The following is a 14,856-nucleotide window of genomic DNA, read 5'->3' on the forward strand; positions in this document are numbered from 1 at the left end:
TCTTCGCTGAGCTTGGTGCGGAACAGGATCTCGCCCATCCAGATGAACAGGGGCAGCGCCGCCAGCTCCCAGCTCGCATTGCTTTCCCAGAAGGCCGAGAACAGGTTCTTGCCGGGCAGGGTGTTGGTGAAGAAGGCCTGGCCGACCCAGCCGACGATGGCCAGGGTCATGGCGATCCAGACGCCGCCGGCGAGCAGCAACAGCATGATGCCGAGCAGCAGCGCGCCCATCAGAAGGGTTTCGAGCATCGGGTGTCTTGGTTGTTGTTGTCGTTGTCGGTCAGACGTCGGAAGAGAAGTCGCCTGCCGCGTGGCGCTCTTCGACGGCGCGCTGGTAGCTGGGTTTTTCGCCGCGCACCACGCCGACGAGTTCGTCGACCATGGCGATCAACAGCAGCCAGCAGCCGATCACGAAGCTCGATTGCGGAATCCAGATCGGGATCACGAGCAGGCCCGTGGCCATCTCCTTGAACTCGTAGCTCTCGTACGTGAAGCTGGTGGCCCAGTAAGTCAGGTAGGCGACCGAGACGGCGGCGACCAGCAGGCAGGCCACGTCGAGCACGCGGCGCACCTTCGGCGGCACGGCATCGAGCAGCAGCGTGACGCGCACGAAGTCGCCGTGGCGAAAGGCGTGGGCCATCGCGAAGAAGGCCGCGGCCGCGCACAGCCAGGCCACCGCGTCGTTGAGTCCGCTCACGTGCCAGTTCATCTGCCGGCCCACGCCGGCCACGATCATCAGCACGAAGATCAGGAAGACGCAGAACGCACCGAGCGCGCCGGCACCGTTGTACAGGCGGTCTAGGAAGCGCCTCACGGTTTACTTCTTCTTGTAGGCGTCGACGATGGCGGCGCCGTCGGCACCCGCGGCCTTGAGCCAGTCGGCCTGCATGATGCCGCCGACCTGGCGCATGTCGGTGTCCAGCTTGGGCGAGGGCTTGTGGATCTTCATGCCGCGCTCGGCCAAGAGGCGCTTGTACTCGTCGTTCTTCTCCTGCGCGACCTTCCAGCCGCGTGCTTCGGCATCGGCTGCGGCCTTGGTGACGGCGGCCTTGCCGGCGGCGTCGAGTGCATCGAAGGCCTTGGCGTTCACGAGGATCGCGTTCTTCGGAATCCAGGCCTGCGTGTCGTAGAAATTCTTGATGTGCTCGAAGGTCTTGGTGTCGTAGCCGGTGGAGCCCGAACTCATGTAGCTCTCGATCACGCCGGTGGCCATCGCCGCACTCAGTTCGGCCTGCTGGATCTGCACGGGCTGCGCGCCGATGAGCTCGGCGATCTTGGCCGTGGCCGGGCTGTAGGCGCGCCACTTGATGCCGCGCAGGTCGGCCACCGAGCCGATCTCCTTCTTGGTGTAGATGCCCTGCGGCGCCCATGGCACCACGAACAGCACCTTGATGCCTTGGGCGGCCAGCAGCTTGTCCATCGCGGGCTTGGAGGCGTCGTAGAGCTTGCGGGCTTCGGGATAGGTGGTGGCCAGGAAGGGCACACCGTCCAGTGCGTAGATCGGGTTCTCGTTGGCGTAGTTGGCCAGCAGGATCTCGCCGGCCTGGGCCTGGCCGCTTTGCACGGCGCGCTTGATTTCGGGCGCCTTGAACAGCGACGCGTTGGCATGCACCGTGATCTTCAGCTTGCCGCCGGTGGCCGCGTCCACGTCCTTGGCGAACTGCGTGATGTTCTCGGTGTGGTAGTTGGTCGCGGGGTAGGCGGTGGGCAGGTCCCACTTGGTTTGCGCGAAGGCGGCGGCGCCAAGGGTGAGGCCCGCCAGGGCAATGCCGAACTTGTGATTCATGGACGCGCTCCGGAATGTAGTCAAAGCTGAATGAAAGAAAAGCATACGTGCAAATTCCGGGCCATTCGCTGAGGCATTTCCCTGCCATGTGGTGTCGATGCGGCACCAGGCGCGGGCATGAAAAAACCGCCTCGGGGGCGGTTTCTTCGGTTCAGGGTGGCGTCACTGCTTGGCGGGTTTCGCCTCGGCCACCTTGGCGGCCTTGCCTGCCTTGGCCGGGGCCGCCGCGCCGTTGAAGCTCTGGCCGTTGACCGTCAGGCCCTCGGCCGACAGCTTGGCCGCGCTCTTTTCCTTCACGCCCTTCACGCGCTGCATGAGGTCGGGCCAGTCCTTGAACTCGCCTTCCTTGCGCGCGTCGAGGATGCGCTTGGACAGCGACGGGCCGACGCCCTTGAGGCCGTCGAGGTCGGCGGCGCTGCCCTTGTTGGCGTCGACGGCGGCGAACGAGACGGTCGCGAAGCACATGGCGAGCGTGGCGATGACTTTCTTGAGCATGGTGAAACTCCCTCTTCAATCGTTGGTATGGCTAAGCCGACAGGAATATCGGTTTCGGCTCAACGAGAGGGCGAACGCACCAGTTGACGTCAAAACGGGGCCAGTGGCCCCGTGTGACGATTGTTCTGAACCGTGGTCAGAGTTCTTCCACGCGCCGCGGCGGGTAGCTGTCCCAGGCCTGGCAGCCGGGGCAGTGCCAGAAGTACTGGTGCGCCTCGAAGCCGCAGGCCGCGCAGCGGTAGCGCATGAGCGGACGGGTCGCCTGGTCGAGCGCGCGTTGCACCTGCGGGTGGAACTGCTCGTGCTCGAAACGTTCGCCGGCCAGCCAGCGCGAGGCGGCGACCAGCGAGGGCTGGTGCGCGAGGTGGGCGATGTAGCTGTCGCGCGGCGTGGGGGCTTCGGTGGGCGTGTCCGATGGCGTGGCGTCGGGTGTGCCGCCGAGCGCGATCATCGCTTCGAGCACGTCGATCGATGGCGACTCGGCATAGCGCCGCTGCAGCAGCGCCAGCGCCTCGCCTTCGCGCTGCGCGGCCACGGCAGCCTTCTGCAGCGACGCGGCGTACAGCGGCAGCGCCAGCGGCGCCGTGTCGCTGAGCCCTTCGAGCGTGTCGAAGGCCGCGGCGGCTTCGCCGTTGCGCAGCTGCAAGGTGGCGGTGTCGATGGCCGGGCGCGGTGCTTGCGGCGCCAGGGAACGGGCCTGTGTGAGCAGGTCGCTGGCGCCCTGCAGGTCGCCGGCCGCCACGCGTTCGTTGGCCTGCTCGCACAGGTGGTGGGCGCGGCGCGTGCTGTAGCTGGCCTGGTCGGACTCGTCGAGTTTTTGCGCCACGTCGGCGGCCTGCGCCCATTCGCGCGAGCGTTCGTAGATGGCCAGCAGCGCGAGGCGGGCCTCGTTCTCGTAGCGCGTGCCTTCGAGCTTCTGCAGCGCCGCCTCGGCGCGGTCGAGCAGGCCGGCGCGCAGGAAGTCTTGCGCCAGCGCGTGCTGCGCGCGCTCGCGGTCGGCTCGGCTCAGGTCGCCGCGCCCCAGCAGGTGCTCGTGCACGCGCACGGCGCGCTGGTACTCGCCGCGGCGGCGGAACAGGTTGCCGAGCGCGAAGTGCAGCTCCTGCGTGTCGGGGTCGTTCTGCACGGCCTCGATGAAGGCGTCGATGGCCTGGTCCTGCTGCTCGTTGAGCAGGAAGTTCAGGCCGCGAAAGTAGGCCTTGGGCGCCTGCCGGTTCTCGAGCTTGAGCTGGCGGATGTCGAAGCGCGATGCGAGCCAGCCCAGCACGAAGGCGACGGGCAGGCCGATCAGCAGCCAGCTGGGATCAAAGTCCATGTTGACGTACGGCGGGAAGGTCGGTGGCGGAGATGGACGGCGTTGCCGCGGAGGCGGTCGCGGTGGCCAGCGGTGCGGGCGAGGGGGCGTCGGTGGTCGCAGGCACTTGCGCCGCGGCGGCGCGGTGTTTCCACCAGCCGGGCAGCATGCCCAGCGCGCCGACCACGAGCCCGCCGGCAAAGGCCGCGAGCACGACGAGCACCAGCGGCGCGCGCCAGTGGGTTCCGAAGAAGAAGTAGACGGTCGCGTCGTGCTGGTTGTTCAGCGCGAAGGCGAAGAGCGTAAAAAAAATGGCTGCCTTGAGCAGCCACAGGAGGTACTTCATAGCTGTTCCCGTTGCCGGGAGCATTCTACGTTTGCATTCATTTGCATCAGGCCTTGCGGCCGGCGGCTTCCTTGCCTGCATCGAGCTCGGCGGTCTTCGCGTCGACGGCTTCGCGCAGCGCCTTGCCCGGCTTGAAGTGCGGCACGCGCTTCTCGGGAATCTGCACGCTCTCGCCCGAACGCGGGTTGCGGCCGATGCGCGGCGGACGGCGGTTGACCGAGAAGCTGCCGAAGCCACGGATCTCGATGCGATGGCCGCGCACCAGCGCGTCGCTCATGGCGTCCAGGATGGTCTTGACGGCGTATTCGGCATCGCGGTGCGTGAGCTGCGCGAAACGGGCTGCGAGTTCTTCGACGAGGTCTGAGCGGGTCATAGGCCAAACATAAACGAAAAACGTGGACGAAAAAAAAGACAGAGCGGCCCCGGGGGCCTGCCTCTGTCTTCGGACTCAGCTTACTTGTTGTCGCTGTTGTCGAGCTTGGCGCGCAGCAGGGCGCCCAGGCTGGTCGTGCCCGCGTTTTCGCGTGCCGACTGCTGGCTCAGGCTGGCCATGGCGCCTTGTTCGTCGACCATGTCCTTCTGCTTGATCGACAGCTGGATGTTGCGGGTCTTGCGATCCACATTCACCACGATGGCCGTGACTTCGTCGCCTTCCTTGAGCACGTTGCGGGCATCTTCGACGCGGTCGCGCGAGATTTCCGAAGCACGCAGGTAGCCGATGATGTCTTCGCCGAGGTCGATTTCAGCGCCGCGGGCGTCCACGGTCTTGACCTTGCCGGTCACGATCTGGCCCTTGTCGTTCACGGTGGTGAACGTGGTGAACGGATCGCTGTCGAGCTGCTTGATGCCCAGCGAGATGCGTTCGCGGTCGACGTCGACAGCCAGCACGATCGCTTCGACTTCCTGGCCCTTCTTGTAGTTGCGAACGGCGGTTTCGCCGGTTTCGTTCCACGAGAGGTCCGAGAGGTGAACCAGGCCGTCGATGCCGGCAGCCAGACCCACGAACACGCCGAAGTCGGTGATCGACTTGATCGGGCCCTTGACGCGGTCGCCACGCTTCGTGTTCTGAGCGAACTCTTGCCACGGGTTGGCCTTGCACTGCTTCATGCCCAGGCTGATGCGGCGCTTGTCTTCGTCGATTTCCAGGACCATGACTTCGACTTCGTCGCCCAGCGAGACGATCTTGTTCGGAGCGATGTTCTTGTTGGTCCAGTCCATTTCGGAGACGTGCACCAGGCCTTCGATGCCGGGTTCGAGTTCGACGAACGCGCCGTAGTCGGCAATGTTCGTGACCTTGCCGAACAGGCGGGTCGATTGCGGGTAGCGGCGCGAAACGCCCATCCACGGGTCGTCACCCATTTGCTTGAGACCCAGCGAGACACGGTTCTTTTCGGTGTCGAACTTGAGGATCTTGGCGGTGATTTCCTGGCCGGCCTGAACGACTTCGCTCGGGTGGCGGACACGGCGCCATGCCATGTCGGTGATGTGCAGCAGGCCGTCGATGCCGCCGAGGTCCACGAACGCACCGTATTCGGTGATGTTCTTGACCACGCCGCGGACAACAGCGCCTTCCTTCAGGGTTTCCATCAGCTTGGCGCGTTCTTCGCCCATGCTGGCTTCGACCACGGCACGGCGCGACAGCACGACGTTGTTGCGCTTGCGATCGAGCTTGATGACCTTGAATTCGAGGGTCTTGTTCTCGTACGGGGTCAGGTCCTTGATCGGACGCGTGTCGATCAGCGAACCCGGCAGGAACGCGCGGATGCCGTTGACCAGGACGGTCAGGCCGCCCTTGACCTTGCCGCTGGTGGTGCCGGTGACGAAGTCGCCCGATTCCAGGGCCTTCTCGAGGGCGAGCCACGAAGCCAGACGCTTGGCGGTGTCGCGCGAGAGGATGGTGTCGCCGTAGCCGTTTTCAACGCTGCCGATGGCAACGGAAACGAAATCGCCGGCCTGGACTTCGAGTTCGCCCTTGTCGTTCTTGAACTCTTCGATCGGCACATACGCTTCGGACTTCAGACCGGCGTTGACGACGACGTGGTTGTGTTCGACACGCACGACTTCGGCGGTGATGACCTCGCCGCTGCGCATTTCGGAACGCTTCAGGGACTCTTCGAATAGGTCGGCAAAAGATTCAGACATTTATGGTTCCTTCCGTCAGGCAGGGTTGGCAGGCGCTCTTGCGAAATTGCGTGCGGCTGCTGTGGGTCTGTAGACGGCGGTTAGGTTGTGGGCGTGAGCCCGGTTGGTTGAACAACCAGCAGGCCGGTGCGCTGTCGCGCGGAAGGAGCCTGCTGGAGCGGTAGGCGCCACCCGGAACACCCGGGAGACGCAAGCCTTTCAAGCGGACTTGAAAGGCTGCACTTCAAACCGCTCAAGCGGACTTGAACGGTTGAACCTGCTGCCACCAGTTCAACACCGTGTCGATCGAGCGTTCGATGGACAGCTGGGAGTTGTCGAGGTGGCGAGCGTCCTGCGCCGGCTTCAGAGGCGCAACGCTGCGGGAAGAGTCCCGGGCGTCACGTGCTTCCAAGTCGGAGCGAAGACTGTCGAGTGTAGTCGAAATACCCTTTGAAATCAACTGCTTATGCCGCCGTTCGGCGCGCTGGGCGGCACCCGCCGTGAGGAACACCTTGAGCGCCGCGTCGGGGAAGATCACGGTGCCCATGTCGCGCCCGTCGGCCACCAGGCCGGGCAGGCGGCGAAAGCGGTGCTGCAGGTCTTGCAGCGCCTCGCGCACGGCGGGCAGCGCGGAGACGCGCGAGGCGTCCATGCCGGCGGCTTCGGTGCGGATGTCGTCGCTCACGTCTTCGCCGGCCAGCAGCACCTTGCCCTCGGTGAACTGCAGGGGCAGGGCGGCGGCGAGGGCGGCGATCCGCGCTTCGTTCGCAGCGTTGGCCTCCAGGCCGGCACGGCGCGCGGCAAGCCCGGTCACGCGGTAGAGCGACCCCGAATCGAGGTAGTGGTAGCCCAGCAGGCGCGCCACCTCGGCGGCCAGCGTGCCCTTGCCCGAGGCGGTCGGGCCGTCGATGCAGATCACGGGCACTTCGGCGGCCTCGGCCACCGAGAACAGGGTCTCGAAGTAGTCGGGGAAGGTCTTGGCGACGCAGTGCGGCTCGAGGATACGCACCGGCACGCCGGCCGGGTTGAAGGCCGCGAGCGAGAAGCACATGGCGACCCGGTGGTCGTCGTACGTGCGGATGCTGGCGGGCCGCCAGCCGGCGGCGGGCAGCGGGTGGACGCGGATGAAATCGGGGCCGGCCTCGACCGTGGCGCCGAGCTTTTGCAGCTCGTTCGCCATGGCGTCGATGCGGTCGGTTTCCTTCACGCGCCAGCTCGCGATGTTGCGCAGCGTGGTGGGGCCGTCGGCGTACAGCGCCATGACGGCCAGCGTCATGGCGGCGTCGGGGATGTGGTTCGCGTCGAGATCGATGGCCTTGAGCGGCCAGGCGCCGCGGCGGATTTCGAGCCAGTTCGGGCCGCTGTCGACCCGCGCGCCCATCTGTTGGGCGGCGTCGATGAAGCGGATGTCGCCCTGGATCGAGGCCGCGCCGACGCCTTCGATGCGGATGCCGTTCTGCCCCGAAACGCCCGTTGCAATGGCGCCAAGTGCTATGAAATAACTAGCAGAGGAGGCGTCCGCCTCGACGTGGATCTCGCCCGGCGAGCTGTAGCGGCTGCCGGCGGGAATGGTGAAGCGCTCCCAGCCGTCGCGTTGCACCGTAATGCCGAAGCGCGCCAGCAGGTTCAGCGTGATCTCGATGTAGGGCTTGGAGATCAGCTCGCCGACGACCTCGATCACGATGTCGTCGGCCGCCGCCAGCGGCAGCGCCAGCAGCAGGGCGGTGAGGAACTGGCTCGACACGTCGCCGCGCACGCGGATCGGTGCGCCCAGCGCCAGCTCGTCGTGCGACACCGGGTGGATGCGCAGCGGCGGGTAGCCGGGGTTGCCGAGGTAGTCGATGCGGCAGCCCAGCTGCGTGAGGGCGTCGACCAGGTCGCCGATCGGGCGCTCGTGCATGCGTGGCACGCCGCTGAGTTCGAACTCGCCGCCGAGCAGCGACAGCGCCGCCGTCAGCGGACGCATGGCGGTGCCGGCATTGCCCAGGAACAGCGGCAGCAACGTCGCGCCCAGCGACGGCGGCAACTGGCCGCCCAGGCCCGTGATGCGCAGCGAGGCGCCGGCCGGCTCGATGCCGCAGCCCAGCGCGCGCAGGGCGTCGAGCATCACGCGCGTGTCGTCGGAATCGAGCAGGTCGTGGATCGTGGTGGTGCCGCTGGCGAGCGCCGCCAGCAGCAGCACGCGGTTGGAGATGCTCTTGGAGCCCGGCAGCCGGACCGTGCCGGCGGCGCCCGCGAGGGGTGGGAGGTCGAGGAAGGCGGTCGAGAACATGTCAGCTGTCCTGCTGGGCCAAGGCGTCGGTGCTCGAATTCGGCTTCCAGGCGGCGCGCGCCTTGCTGGCGGCGGCGATGGATTGCTCCAGCCCTTGCAGGTCGCCGGCGGTCATCAGCGTTTCGAGGTCTTCCAGCGCCTTGCGGAAGGCCTGCGACTGCTGCAGCACCTGCTCGCGGTTGGCGAGCAGCACGTCGCGCCACATGACGGGGTCGCTGGCGGCGATGCGCGAGAAGTCGCGAAAGCCCGGTCCCGCGAGGCTCAGGAAGCGGTCGCCCTGTGGCTGACCGATGAGCGCGTTGGTGTACGCAAAGGCCAGCAGGTGCGGCAGGTGGCTCACGGCGGCGAAGGCGGCGTCGTGCTCTTCGTGCGTCATGGTGACGACGTTGGCGCCGATGCCGCTCCACACCTGCGAGGCGCGCTGCACGTTGGAGCGCAGCGTGGTCTTGACGGGGGTCAGCACGACCTGGCGGCCGGTGAACAGCGAGGCTTCGGCGTGCTCGATGCCGGAGACTTCCTTGCCGGCGATCGGATGCGCCGGCACGAAGTTCGCGAATTGCTTTTGCAGGCCGTTGCGCGCGGCCTCGATCACGTCGCCCTTGGTCGAGCCCACGTCCATCACCAGCGTGTCGGCCGAGATGCCGTGGCGAATGGCCTTGAAGGTGGCTTCCGAGGCGGCCACCGGCACGGCCAGCAGCACGATGTCGGCACCCGACACCGCCAGCAGCGCCGAGGGCGCCGCCACGTCGATCACGCCGAGCTGGCGCGCCCGTTCGGTGGTGGAGGGAGACTTGCTGTAGCCCACCACGCGTTTCACCAGCTTCGCGCGCTTGAGCGCGAGCGCAAAGGAGCCGCCCATGAGGCCGCAGCCGATCAATCCCAGTTGCTCGAACATCGCGTCGGTCCGTTCGGCTCAGGCTTTGATCGGGTAGGCGCCAAGCACCTTGTAGAAGGCGCAGAGGCCGCGCAGTTCGGCCAGCGCCGCGGCCACGTTGGGCTGCGAGGGGTGGCCGTCGAGGTCGATGTAGAAGTAGTACTCCCACTGGCCGGTGCGCGCGGGGCGCGACTCGAAGCGCGTCATCGACACGTTGTTGGCCTTCAGCGGCACCAGCAGGTCGTGCACCGCGCCGGGGCGGTTGGGCACCGAGACGATCAGGCTCGTGCAGTCCTTGCCCGAGGCCGGCGGCATGGCCAGCGTCTGCGGCAGGCAGATCACCGAGAAGCGGGTGCGGTTGTACGAATCGTCCTGGATGGCATGCGCCACGATGTGCAGGCCGAAGCGGGTGGCGGCGCGTTCGCCGGCCAGCGCGGCCCAGGCCGGGTTGGTGGCCGCGAGGCGTGCGCCTTCGGCGTTGCTCGACACGGCGCGTCGCTCGGCGTTGGGCAGGTGCTTGGACAGCCAGGTCTGGCACTGCGCCAACGCTTGCGGGTGGGCCAGCACGGCTTCGACGCCTTCGAGCGAATTGCTGCTGCGCATCAGGTGGTGGCGCACCAGCAGGCTGACTTCGCCGACGACATGGGTGGGCGAGTGCAGGAACAGGTCGAGCGAGCGCGTGACCACGCCTTCGGTGGAGTTCTCGACGCCGACCACGCCGTACTGGGCGCTGCCTGCGGCGGTGGCGTGGAACACCTCGTCGAAGCTGGCGCAGTAGATCAGGTCGGCGGCGCCGCCGAAGTACTCGATGGCGGCCTGTTCGCAGAAGGTGCCCTCGGGGCCAAGCACCGCCACGCGCTGGGGCGATTCGAGTGCCAGGCAGGCCGACATGATCTCGCGCCAGATGGCCGCGACATGGAGGTCCTTGAGCGGACCGCCATTGCTTTTCTGCATCTTGTCGATGACCGCGGCGACGCGGTCGGGGCGGAAGAAGGGCGTGCCTTCGCGCTTCTTGACCTCGCCGACCAACTCGGCCACATGGGCGCGCTCATTGAGCAGGCTCAGCAGCCGTTGGTCGAGGGAGTCGATCTGCACGCGCAGACCGGCCAGGCTTTCGGAATTGTCGGGGGAGGTAGGTGGTGTGGGGGCAGAGGCGGTCATCGGTGCGAGCAACAGGGCATGCGCCTACGCATGCGATCGCTCGAATTCTCTCATGTAGGCCACCAAGGCCTGCACCCCTGCCAGCGGCATGGCGTTGTAGATGCTCGCGCGCATGCCGCCGACCGACTTGTGGCCCTTGAGCTGCAGCAGTCCGGCTTCGCGCGCGCCGGCCAGGAAGGCCTCGTTGCGCCCCTCGTCGGCCAGGAAGAACGGCACGTTCATGCGCGAACGACAGTTGGCGTCGATGCGGTTGGCGTAGAAGTCGGAGCCGTCGATGAAGTCGTACAGCAGCTTCGCCTTCTCGACATTGCGCTGCTCCATGGCGGCGATGCCGGTGAGTTCGCCTTCGGTCTGCTGCTGCAGCCACTGGAACGTGAGCCCTGCCATGTAGATGCCCCAGGTCGGCGGGGTGTTGTACATGGAGTGGTTGTCGGCCACGGTCTTGTAGTTGAACGCGCTCGGGCAGATCTCGAGCGCATGGCCCAGCAGGTCGTCGCGTACGACCACGATGGTCAGGCCGGCGGGGCCGAGGTTCTTCTGGGCACCGCCGAAGGCGAGGCCGACGCGGCTCCAGTCGACGCTGCGCGAGGCGACGTGGGAAGAAAAATCGATGACCAGCGGCGCCTTGCTGCCGAGCGCGGCCAGGTCGGGCAGTTGCTGGAACTCGATGCCGTTGATGGTCTCGTTGCTGCACACGTGCACGTACGAGGCATCGGCGGACAGCTGCCAGCTGGCGGGATCGGGCAGCTGCGTGTGCTGGTTGTCGGCGTTGCTGGCCGCCACGCGGGCGGTGCAGTAGCGCTGCGCTTCCTTGTGGGACTTGGCGCTCCAGCTGCCGGTGACGACGAAGTCGGCAACGCCGCCACGCGACAGGTTCAGCGGCACGATGGCGTTCTCGCCGAGGCCGCCGCCCTGCATGAACAGGATGTGAAAGTGCGAGGGGATGGCCAGCAGCGTGCGGATGTCGGCTTCGGCCTGGGTGCAGATGGCACCGAATTCCTTGCCGCGATGGCTCATCTCCATCACGCTCATGCCGCTGCCCTGCCAATCGAGCATCTCGGAAGCGGCGCGTTGCAGCACTGCCTCCGGCATGGCAGCCGGACCGGCCGAAAAGTTGTAGGGGCGCTTGCCGGCCGGCGTCTGCTGCTGGGTCACGTTGCTTTACTTCTTGGCGGGAGCCTTGGCGGCGGGCGCCTTGGCGGGAGCTGCTGCGCCGTCGGTCGGAGCACCGAGGGCCTTGGCGACGTTGGTGTCGAGTGCGCGCATCTTGGGTTCGATGGTGGCGCGGGTTTCGGTCACCAGCTTTTCCGTCAGAGCGGTCTGCATCTTCGGGTTCAGTTCCTGGTACTTCTTGCTCAGGGGCGAGTTGATCCAGGCCAGCAGCTGCTTGAGTTCGTCTTCGCTGAAGTTCTGCTCGAGGATGGGCGTGAGGGCGCCAGGGGCAATCTGCACGGCCTTGTCGCGCACCAGCGGGTAGGCGTCGTCGAAGTACTTCTTCAGCTCGGCGTCGGCGGCCTTGGCGGCGGATTCGCGCTTGGCTTCGGGCACCTGGGTCTGCAGGTACTGCGAACCGGCTTGCGCGATGGGGGCGCTCGACTGCTCGATCAGGCCGCGTGCCAGCGACTCGATGCCGGGGCGCTGGATCTCGATGAACTGCTTGATCAGCGTGGCCTTGTCCTGGGCCATGGCGGCCATGGACGAGCCAGCGAGGGCAGCGGTCAGGAGTGCGAGCTTGAGTTGTTTTTTCACTGAGGATTCTCCGTTGAAGATGTGGAAGTGTCGTCTGCGTCCGGCTCGCTTTCGCCGACCGCGTCGTTTTCGACGATGCGTTGAAGCCCGCTGAGTTTGGCGCCTTCGTCGAGCCCGATCAGCGTGACGCCTTGCGTCGCCCGACCCAGTTCGCGAATCTCGGCCACACGGGTGCGCACGAGCACACCCTTGTCGGTGATGAGCATGATCTCATCGTCCGCATGAACGAGCGTGGCGGCAACGACCTTGCCGTTGCGCTCACTCTGTTGAATCGCGATCATGCCTTTGGTTCCGCGGCCATGACGCGTGTATTCGGTAATGCTTGTGCGTTTTCCGTAACCATTTTCGGTGGCGGTGAGCACGCTCTGCTGCTCGTCCTCGGCCACCAGCATGGCGATCACGCCCTGGCCCGGCTCCAGCGACATGCCGCGCACGCCGCGGGCGTTGCGGCCCAGCGGGCGGACGTCTTCCTCGTCGAAGCGCACGGCCTTGCCGTTGTCGCTGAAGAGCATCACGTCGTGCTTGCCGTCGGTGAGCGCCGCGCCGATGAGGTAGTCGCCTTCATCGAGGTTCACGGCAATGATGCCGCCCTTACGCGGGTTGCTGAATTCGTCGAGCGCCGTCTTCTTGACCGTGCCCATCGAGGTCGCCATGAACACGTACTGGTCGGCCGGGAAGTTGCGCTTCTCGCCGGTGAGGGCGAGGGCGACGTTGATCTTCTCGCCTTCCTGCAGCGGGAACATGTTGACGATGGGGCGTCCGCGCGAGCCGCGCGAACCTGCCGGCACTTCCCACACCTTGAGCCAGTACAGCCGGCCGCGGTTGGAGAAGCACAGGATGTAGTCGTGCGTGTTGGCGATGAAGAGCTGGTCGATCCAGTCGTCGTCCTTGGTGGACGTGGCCTGCTTGCCGCGCCCGCCGCGCTTTTGCGCGCGGTACTCGCCCAGCGGCTGGCTCTTGATGTAGCCGCTGTGCGAGAGCGTGACGACCATGTCGGTCGGCGTGATCAGGTCTTCGGTCGAGAGGTCGTAGGCACTGTGCTCGACCAGGCTGCGGCGGGCGCCGATCTTCGACTGGCCGAACTCCTGCTTGATCTCGCCGAGTTCGTCGCCAATGATGATCGAGACGCGCTCGGGCTTGGCCAGGATGTCGAGCAGGTCGTCGATCTCGGCCATGACGTCCTTGTACTCGGCAACGATCTTGTCCTGCTCCAGGCCGGTCAGGCGCTGCAGGCGCATCTGCAGGATTTCCTGCGCTTGCGTTTCCGACAGGCGGTACAGGCCGTCGCCACCCATGCCGTATTCACGCTCGAGGCCTTCGGGGCGGTAGTCGTCGGCGTTGATCACGCCGCCGTCGGCGCGCGAACGCGTGAGCATTTCGCGCACCAGCTTGCTGTCCCAGCTGCGGGTCATGAGCTCGGCCTTGGCGACCGGCGGGGTAGGCGACTCGCGGATGATGCGGATGAACTCGTCGATGTTGGCCAGCGCCACCGCCAGGCCTTCGAGCACGTGGCCGCGTTCGCGGGCCTTGCGCAGCGTGAAGACGGTGCGGCGCGTGACCACTTCGCGGCGGTGCTGCAGGAAGACCTCGATCAGGTCCTTCAGGTTGCACAGCTTGGGCTGGCCGTCGACCAGCGCCACCATGTTGATGCCGAAGGTGTCCTGCAGCTGCGTCTGCTTGTAGAGGTTGTTGAGCACCACCTCGGGCACTTCGCCGCGCTTGAGCTCGATGACCAGGCGCATGCCCGACTTGTCGGATTCGTCCTGGATGTGGCTGATGCCTTCGATCTTCTTTTCGTGCACCAGCTCGGCCATGCGCTCCTGCAGCGTCTTCTTGTTGACCTGGTAGGGGAGCTCGTCGACGATGATCGCCTGGCGCTGGCCACGGTCGATGTCCTCGAAGTGGCACTTGGCGCGCATCACGACCTTGCCGCGGCCGGTGCGGTAGCCGTCCTTCACGCCGTTGATGCCGTAGATGATGCCGGCGGTGGGGAAGTCGGGCGCCGGCACGATTTCCATCAGTTCGTCGATGCTCGCCTGCGGATTGCGCAGCAGATACAGGCAGGCATCCACCACTTCATTCAGGTTGTGTGGCGGGATATTGGTGGCCATGCCGACCGCAATACCGCCGGAGCCATTGACCAGCAAATTCGGAAGCTGGCTGGGCAAAACTTTCGGTTCTTTTTCGGAGCCGTCGTAATTGTCCTGAAAGTCGACAGTTTCCTTGTCGATATCGGCCAGCATTTCATGCGCAATTTTGGCCAGCCGGATTTCCGTATAACGCATTGCGGCGGCGTTGTCGCCGTCGACCGACCCGAAGTTGCCCTGGCCGTCGACCAGCATGTGGCGCATCGAGAAGTCCTGGGCCAGCCGGACGATGGTGTCGTAGACCGACTGGTCGCCGTGCGGGTGGTACTTACCGATCACGTCGCCGACGATACGGGCCGACTTCTTGTAGGGCCGGTTCCAGTCGTTGTTGAGCTCGTGCATCGCGTACAGCACGCGCCGGTGCACCGGCTTGAGGCCGTCGCGGGCGTCGGGAAGCGCCCGGCCGACGATCACGCTCATGGCGTAATCGAGGTAGCTGCTGCGCATTTCCTCTTCGAGACTGATGGGCAGGGTTTCTTTGGCGAAGGAGGTCATGAGCAAGAGGCTGGCGGCAGGAAGGCGAAATTTTACGCTGTGAGGGGTGTCGCACCGCCGCAACACAAGGGCTCTATTCCGCCTCCGTCCTACGCTTCAGGGGCGTCCAGCGGCCTG

The 14,856-nt window shown here is 66.0% G+C and carries 13 protein-coding genes and 1 pseudogene; all 14 read right to left on the minus strand.

Annotation, left to right across the window (positions count from 1 at the left end; translation table 11 throughout):
• Positions 1-248: pseudogene (locus AC07YS_RS29695) on the minus strand (C4-dicarboxylate ABC transporter permease); the annotation flags it as partial.
• Positions 249-279: 31 nt separating this feature from the next.
• Positions 280-813 (minus strand): TRAP transporter small permease, encoded by a 534-nt coding sequence (locus AC07YS_RS29700; RefSeq protein ID WP_062468676.1) that lies wholly within the window; start codon positions 811-813, stop codon positions 280-282.
• A 3-nt stretch (positions 814-816) separates the two neighbouring features.
• Complete coding sequence (locus AC07YS_RS29705; RefSeq protein WP_062468673.1) at positions 817-1,785, minus strand: TRAP transporter substrate-binding protein; 969 nt, start codon at positions 1,783-1,785, stop codon at positions 817-819.
• A gap of 162 nt (positions 1,786-1,947) precedes the next feature.
• Positions 1,948-2,280: a ComEA family DNA-binding protein gene (locus AC07YS_RS29710; protein ID WP_495267722.1), complete on the minus strand. Its 333-nt coding sequence runs from the start codon at positions 2,278-2,280 to the stop codon at positions 1,948-1,950.
• Positions 2,281-2,416: 136 nt separating this feature from the next.
• Positions 2,417-3,595, minus strand: a complete 1,179-nt coding sequence (gene lapB, locus AC07YS_RS29715) for a lipopolysaccharide assembly protein LapB (RefSeq protein WP_495267721.1) — start codon at positions 3,593-3,595, stop codon at positions 2,417-2,419.
• Complete coding sequence (locus AC07YS_RS29720; protein ID WP_495267720.1) at positions 3,585-3,920, minus strand: LapA family protein; 336 nt, start codon at positions 3,918-3,920, stop codon at positions 3,585-3,587. Before AC07YS_RS29720 ends, lapB begins: the two co-directional genes overlap by 11 nt.
• A gap of 46 nt (positions 3,921-3,966) precedes the next feature.
• The gene (locus tag AC07YS_RS29725) at positions 3,967-4,293 is read right to left on the minus strand and encodes an integration host factor subunit beta (RefSeq protein WP_056582668.1); all 327 of its coding nucleotides are present in this window, start codon (positions 4,291-4,293) and stop codon (positions 3,967-3,969) included.
• An 80-nt stretch (positions 4,294-4,373) separates the two neighbouring features.
• Positions 4,374-6,062: a 30S ribosomal protein S1 gene (gene rpsA, locus AC07YS_RS29730; RefSeq protein ID WP_062468664.1), complete on the minus strand. Its 1,689-nt coding sequence runs from the start codon at positions 6,060-6,062 to the stop codon at positions 4,374-4,376.
• A 232-nt stretch (positions 6,063-6,294) separates the two neighbouring features.
• Positions 6,295-8,313 carry a bifunctional 3-phosphoshikimate 1-carboxyvinyltransferase/cytidylate kinase gene (locus AC07YS_RS29735; protein ID WP_495267719.1) on the minus strand — a complete coding sequence of 673 codons (2,019 nt, stop codon included), beginning with the start codon at positions 8,311-8,313 and terminating at the stop codon, positions 6,295-6,297.
• A 1-nt stretch (position 8,314) separates the two neighbouring features.
• Positions 8,315-9,208: a prephenate dehydrogenase gene (locus AC07YS_RS29740; protein WP_159275246.1), complete on the minus strand. Its 894-nt coding sequence runs from the start codon at positions 9,206-9,208 to the stop codon at positions 8,315-8,317.
• 18 nt (positions 9,209-9,226) lie between these two features.
• Positions 9,227-10,348 carry a prephenate dehydratase gene (gene pheA, locus AC07YS_RS29745; RefSeq protein ID WP_159275245.1) on the minus strand — a complete coding sequence of 374 codons (1,122 nt, stop codon included), beginning with the start codon at positions 10,346-10,348 and terminating at the stop codon, positions 9,227-9,229.
• A 24-nt stretch (positions 10,349-10,372) separates the two neighbouring features.
• Complete coding sequence (serC, locus tag AC07YS_RS29750) at positions 10,373-11,503, minus strand: 3-phosphoserine/phosphohydroxythreonine transaminase (RefSeq protein WP_159275244.1); 1,131 nt, start codon at positions 11,501-11,503, stop codon at positions 10,373-10,375.
• Positions 11,504-11,509: 6 nt separating this feature from the next.
• Entirely contained in the window at positions 11,510-12,097 is a 588-nt protein-coding gene (locus AC07YS_RS29755) for a DUF2059 domain-containing protein (RefSeq protein ID WP_235926701.1), read from the minus strand.
• Positions 12,094-14,739 carry a DNA gyrase subunit A gene (gene gyrA / locus AC07YS_RS29760; protein ID WP_159275243.1) on the minus strand — a complete coding sequence of 882 codons (2,646 nt, stop codon included), beginning with the start codon at positions 14,737-14,739 and terminating at the stop codon, positions 12,094-12,096. Before gyrA ends, AC07YS_RS29755 begins: the two co-directional genes overlap by 4 nt.
• Positions 14,740-14,856: the final 117 nt, after the last annotated feature.

This window comes from Variovorax sp. GW458-11-26-14-LB1 (assembly GCF_059423965.1).